At 68.9% G+C, this 5699-nt stretch carries 6 protein-coding genes; 1 reads left to right on the forward strand and 5 read right to left on the reverse strand.

Features of this window, described 5'->3' with window-relative positions; genetic code table 11:
• Positions 1 to 142: 142 nt before the first annotated feature.
• The 5 genes from VD972_RS29980 to speD are packed head-to-tail and all read right to left on the reverse strand — an operon-like array spanning position 143 to position 4363.
• A complete protein-coding gene (locus VD972_RS29980; protein WP_324992191.1) occupies positions 143 to 1639 on the reverse strand; it encodes a polyamine aminopropyltransferase in 1497 nt (498 codons plus the stop codon).
• 38 nt (positions 1640 to 1677) lie between these two features.
• Positions 1678 to 1905: a DUF350 domain-containing protein gene (locus tag VD972_RS29985; protein ID WP_324992192.1), complete on the reverse strand. Its 228-nt coding sequence runs from the start codon at positions 1903 to 1905 to the stop codon at positions 1678 to 1680.
• Positions 1905 to 2066: a hypothetical protein gene (locus VD972_RS29990; protein ID WP_324992193.1), complete on the reverse strand. Its 162-nt coding sequence runs from the start codon at positions 2064 to 2066 to the stop codon at positions 1905 to 1907. Before VD972_RS29990 ends, VD972_RS29985 begins: the two co-directional genes overlap by 1 nt.
• A gap of 15 nt (positions 2067 to 2081) precedes the next feature.
• The gene (locus VD972_RS29995; protein ID WP_324992194.1) at positions 2082 to 3980 is read right to left on the reverse strand and encodes a DUF4178 domain-containing protein; all 1899 of its coding nucleotides are present in this window, start codon (positions 3978 to 3980) and stop codon (positions 2082 to 2084) included.
• On the reverse strand, positions 3977 to 4363 hold the full coding sequence (speD, locus tag VD972_RS30000; RefSeq protein WP_349256558.1) for an adenosylmethionine decarboxylase: 387 nt from the start codon (positions 4361 to 4363) through the stop codon (positions 3977 to 3979). Before speD ends, VD972_RS29995 begins: the two co-directional genes overlap by 4 nt.
• A gap of 185 nt (positions 4364 to 4548) precedes the next feature.
• Between speD and VD972_RS30005 the strand changes: the two genes are divergently transcribed.
• Entirely contained in the window at positions 4549 to 5448 is a 900-nt protein-coding gene (locus VD972_RS30005) for a lipase (RefSeq protein WP_324992195.1), read from the forward strand.
• The last annotated feature ends 251 nt before the right edge of the window (positions 5449 to 5699 follow it).

Raw genomic sequence — 5699 nt, forward strand, 5'->3', positions numbered from 1 at the left:
AGCGGACCGCCTCGCAGCTTGTGGCCGGTGTCCACCGCCCGGTCCACGATGGCGCCCGGCACCGGCGCGCGGGGCGCCTGCTGCCGCTGACAGGCGCTCGCGACGGAGGCGCCCAGGAAGGCGGCCACCAGCTCGCGCCGCGTCAGTTCCACCGACGCCATTCCTCTTCGTAGTAGTGCACCAGCACCTGGTTGTTCAGCCGGTTCACCTCCGCCGGCAGCGGCCCCATGTCCGGCGGGAACCGGGTGAGCCCCTCCAAGGTGCCGTCGTCGAGGAACAACAGCCCCTCGGGCAAGGGCCGGCGACGCGGCGGGGCCTCATGGGCCACCATCACGTACCCCCACTCGCCGAAGGAGGGCACCAGCGCGTGGTAGGGCTCCGTCCAGAACCCCGCCGCCTTCAGCGTGGTGTTCACGCACCAGAACGAGCGCCGCGCGTACAGCGGGCTCGTGCTCTGAACCACCGCCACCCCGTCCTTCGCCAGCCGCCGCTTGAGCAGCTTGTAGAAGCCCGTGGTGTACAGCTTCCCCAGCGAGAAGTTGTTCGGATCCGGGAAGTCGACAATCACCACGTCGAAGAGCGCCTCCCCCTCCGCCAGGAACTTCATCGCGTCCGTGTTGATCACCCGCACCTTCGGGTGGCTCAGCGCGTGGTGGTTGAGCCGGGCCAGCTCCTCGTACCGCGTGGCCAGCCCGGTAATGGCCGGATCCAGATCCACCAGCGTCACCGACTGGACTTCTGGGTAGCGCAGCGCCTCGCGCGCCGCCAGCCCATCCCCGCCTCCCAGAATGAGCACCCGCTCCACCGAGCCGCCCCGCACCATGGCCGGGTGCACCAGCGACTCGTGGTAGCGGTACTCATCCACGCTGGCGAACTGCAGGTTCCCGTTCAGGAAGAGCGAGAAGCCCCGCTTGCCCCGCGTCAGGACAATCCGCTGGTACGGCGAGGTGGAGGTATGCACCACCTCGTCCGCATAGAGGTTCTCCTCGGAGAACGCCGTCAGCCGGTCCCCCAGCGCAAGCGCCACCAGCAGGAGCAGGGAGAGGGCCACCGCCTTCACCCGCAGCCGCGTCGGGTGCGCGAGCACCGGCCCCAGCAGCCACGTGCTCCACAGCCCCACCAGCGCATTGAGCAGCCCGAACAGCAGCGAGGTGCGCACCAGCCCCAGCTTCGGCACGAAGAACAGCGGGAAGCACACGCTCGCAAACAGCGCGCCCAGGTAGTCGAACGTCAGCACCTGGCTGACCAGATCCTTGAACTTCACCTGGTCCTTCAGGATGCGCAGCAGCAGGGGGATCTCCAGCCCCACCAGCGTGCCGATGACGAGCACGCTCCCGTACACCGCCACCCGGAACACATCCGTCATCGCGAAGGTGAGGAACAGCACCGGGGCGCAGAAGCCCCCCACCAGCGCCACACCCAGCTCCACCTCCACGAAGCGCTGGGCCAGCCCCTTCTCGAGGAAGCGGGACAGGTAGCTCCCAATCCCCATCGCGAAGAGGTAGCCGCCAATGACGGTGGAGAACTGGGTGATGGAGTCCCCCAGCAGGTAGCTGGCGAGCGCCCCCACGATGAGCTCGTAGATGAGCCCACACGTGGCGATGACGAGGACGGTGACGAACAGCAGCGTCTTGTTCAAGTCTTCACTTCACTTCACGGGCTGAGGACATCTGAAGGTCATCCGGAGATGGACGCCGCGATGATGATGGCCAGCCCGAGGATGAAGGAGCCGATGACGATGCCCAGCGCCGTGTTCTGGTCCGCCTCGATCTCCTTGTGCACGTCATAGGGAAGAATGAACCGGATGACGTAGAAGCCCGCGACGAACACCGCCAACCCGATGAGCGAGTAGATGACGCTCGCCAGAAGGCCCTGCCAGCTCACCACCGCACCAAATAGCACCATCACTTGCCTCCGTGGAATCCACCGGTCCAGAGGAACACGCCGTTGGGTCCGCGACGCGCCTCTTCAGGCACGCGGCCCCGCTCTTGGGTCGTGAAGGGCTCCCAGCCCGAGAAGGCCATGGCTCCGTAGAGCAGCACCACCAGCCCACCGAAGTATTTCATCTCCTTCTCCCCTCCTCATGAATCCGACAGGTTGCTCTCCGCCCACCGCGTGGACTCGAAGCTCGAAGAGCGAATGAACGCGAACGCCGGCCCCACCAGCAGCATGACGAACGCGCAGAGGAACCAGGTGCCCCGTGGCGTGTCGCTGGTGAGCTGCACCCGGAAGGAGCGGCCCGCGCCCCTCTGCACGCCGCCCGTGAAGGCCGCCGTGGTCCGCAGCACGTAGTTGCCTGGCTCCACCGCGGACAGGTACTCCGTCCCGCTCTGGCCACCCTCCGACCAGGAGCCCTCCGAGTCCGAGCCACTGTAGTAGCTGACCTCCTGGTAGAAGCTCGTCACCTCGCCCGTGTCCTGGTTCACCAGGTCCCCCTGCACGCCGACCCAATCGTTGCTCACGGGAGCGGACACTTCCGCGCGGACGTTGCCGCGCTTGGGGATCTGGAAGGGCTCGCTGAAGTGGATGGCGCTCGGCTGGCCGGACACCGCGTCCGGTGGCAGCGTCACCGTCATGTCCAGCACCCCCACATTGGCGGAGGAGATGTTGATGAGCATGTAGAGGGCCACCAGCGCCAGGGCCCAGATGCCCGCCCACTTCCACGCGGACACGGAGGTGTTCGGGTTCGGCTGGCTGGGTGCAACCCCCTGGGGCGGAGGCAGCGGCTCCTTCAGCTTGAAGGCTTCCTGGATGACAGCGGGTGCCAGGTACTCGCCGTGGGTGAAGGAGATCTCGTTGCTCGTGGAGTCCTCGTTCACCGAGTAGGGCGGCGCCACGTACTCGATGGCCTGCGCCATCTCCCCCGCGCGCACCTCCCAGTAGAACTCGCCCAGCACCGTCTCGGTGACGGTGGACACCGACTGGAAGGCCTTGTAGCGCCGGCCCTCGTAGTGCGCGGCCACGCCCGGCACCAGGGACACGTCCCCCGCGTCAATGGGCTTGAGGTACACCCAGTGCCCGTTGGACTGCATCAGCCAGGTGAAGCCTCGCGCCTTGTGGAAGAGCAGGTACTCCTCCCACGGGTAGCGCGTGCCCTCCACCGTGCACGAGCGCACCATGAAGCCGATGCAGATCCACTCCGTCCCATCCAGCTGGCCCTTGGCGCCCAGGGGGATGAGGGGCTCGTGGTCCGGCTTCTCGAGCAGCTGGAGGAACGCGAGCTTGCCCTGGCTGGCATCCAGCAGCGCGCCGCAGAACGGGCACGCCACGCGCTTCGTCTGATCCGGGGCGCGCAGCTGCAGCGCGCCGTTGCACTGGGTGCACCGCGCCTGCTGCAGAGAGACTTTCTTCGTCCGGGGGCGCAGCTGATCCACCGGGATGCCGAGCTGCTCCAGCTTGAGCCGCTGGCCCAGGAAGACCTCCGGGTCCTGCGTGCGCGTGCCGAAGTCCAGCGTGGCGAACACGCCCTTGGGGCCCGTGGCGTCCACGTAGTAGCTGTCCTGCGTGGGATCCACGTCGCTGGGGAGCTGACCCGCGGCGGCCACCACACGCCCATGCCCACGCTCCTCCACCACGAAGGCGCGGTTGCGCAGGTGCAGGCGCTGACCCGGGTACACATCGTCCAGCTTGAGCCCCTCCTCCATCCCCGCATCGAACAGGACGTGGAAGGCGCCCTCGGACTCGCTGATCCAGCCGGTGCGCTCGTCGTCGAACTGCACGTACCACTCGTCCCACGGGCCCGCGCCGTGATCCTTCTGGATGTGGCCCACCAGCCGGTAGCCCGTCTTGCCGTAGCGGCCCTCGAGCCCCAGCCGCAGCGGCGAGTCGGTGTCGACGACGGCGCCGATCCTCCCGCGCGCCTCGAGGTTGGCTCCCTTCCTGGCCACCACCGTCTGGCAGTAGCTGCAGACGACCACCTGCGCCGAGCCCGCGGTGAACTCGACCGGGGCGCCACACGAGGGGCATTGCCCTTGGGTCACGCCGTCACCCCCCTCGCCAGCTCACGGACACTGCAGCCTCGGGCTCCCAGGAAGCGGGCCACCAGCGCCTCGAAGTCCGGGCGCGGGCGGGTGCGGCAGCAGTAGACGTTGAGCGCGGCGAACCCGTGCTCGGGGAAGGTGTGGATGGCCAGGTGGCTCTCGGCCAGCAGCGCCAGGCCTGTAATTCCACCGGGCTCTGGGAACACGTGCCACTGCGGCTGGCCCACCACCCGCAGCTCCAACAGGACGACGAGCTCCTCGAAGAGCGCGGCCAGGGCGGCCCGGTCCTTGAGGCGCTCTGGCGTGCAGCCGCTGGCGTCCACCAGCCATTCCTGTCCCGTGGTCAGCGTGGAATCCTCCCCAGACTGGGGACTTTCTAGCACGAGCCTGGACCTCTGGGGCGAGGGCTTCTGGGGGGGGTGGGGGTTGGCGGATGTGGGCCCCTCCCCGGTACGCTGCGGGGGCCATGTCGCAGCCGGTGCGTCCCCCCGATCTCCCTGCCTCATCCCCTCCCGCTCCCGAGCCCGCGGCTGCCCCGGCCCCGAGCACCGGAGCCTTGGCCCGGCTGGTGCGCTCCCTCCGCGGCCTGCCCCCGGCCCAGAAGTGGTGGGGCGCTGGCTGCGCCGGGCTGGCGGGGTGGTTCCGGGCGGAGTCGGCGCCCACCACGGAGGCCACGGACCGCTTCCGGCAGATCTACGCGCGGGTCCGCCGGGACGAGCCCGTGCTCCCAAGCGAGGCGCGGCGACACCTGTACCTGATGGTGAAGGGGCTGCTGGGGGACGAGTTGTACGGCTACCTGGAGGACAACCGGGCTCGGCTGGAGCACCGGGGGCTGGAGACTCGCGAGGTGCAGGTGGACACGGAGTCCTCGCTCACGGAGAACGTGGAGGTGGTGCGCCGGGCCCTGGAGGATGCGGCCTTCTTCAAGCGCTCGGTGGTGCTGGTGGGCCACAGCAAGGGCGCGGTGGAGAGCCTGGCGACGCTGGCGATCTACCCGGAGCTGCGCCAGCACGTGCGCGCGGTAGTGGCCATCCAGGCGCCCTACGGCGGCTCGCCCATCGCCCACGACATGACGGACTCGCCGGAGCTGCGGCGCATGCTGGACATCGCCTTCCCGCTGCTCTTCTACGGGGTGTCCCGCTCGGTGCAGGACCTGAGCTACCCGGCCCGCATGGAGTTCGTGCGCCGCCACCCCTATGCGGGGGAGGTGCCCACGGTGGCGCTGGCCAGCTCGCGCTACTCGCGGCGATCGCTGCTGTGGCCGGTGGCCCACTACATGTTCGAGCGCTACGGGCTGCCCAATGACGGGCTGGTGGCGCAGGTGGACGCGGAGATCCCGGGCTCGCGGGTGGTGCGCCTGGACGACATGGATCACGCCGAGGCGGCGCTCGTGGGGCTGCCGGGCTTCGCCAACCACCGCCCGGGGAAGATGACCGAGGCCCTGGTGGCGCTGGCGCTGGAGTCCTGAGGCCGTTCGCGAGCTGCGGTAGCGCACGCGAGGTGTAACCGGCTGGAAACGCTGAAGAAACTAGAGCCCCAGCCCGGGTTGGCGGTAGGATGCGCGCGCCATGCGCACTCGAATCCTGACCACTGGACTGTTGCTGCTCGCCCTCACCGCCTGCACCAAGGACAAGGAGAAGGAGGCCACCCCGGCCAAGCCTCCCGAGGCCTCCGCTGCAAAGCCCCCGGAACCCACCCCGCCACCCACTGCCCCTGCCC

The organism is Hyalangium sp. (genome assembly GCF_035629615.1).
In the GTDB taxonomy this organism is placed as follows: domain Bacteria; phylum Myxococcota; class Myxococcia; order Myxococcales; family Myxococcaceae; genus Hyalangium.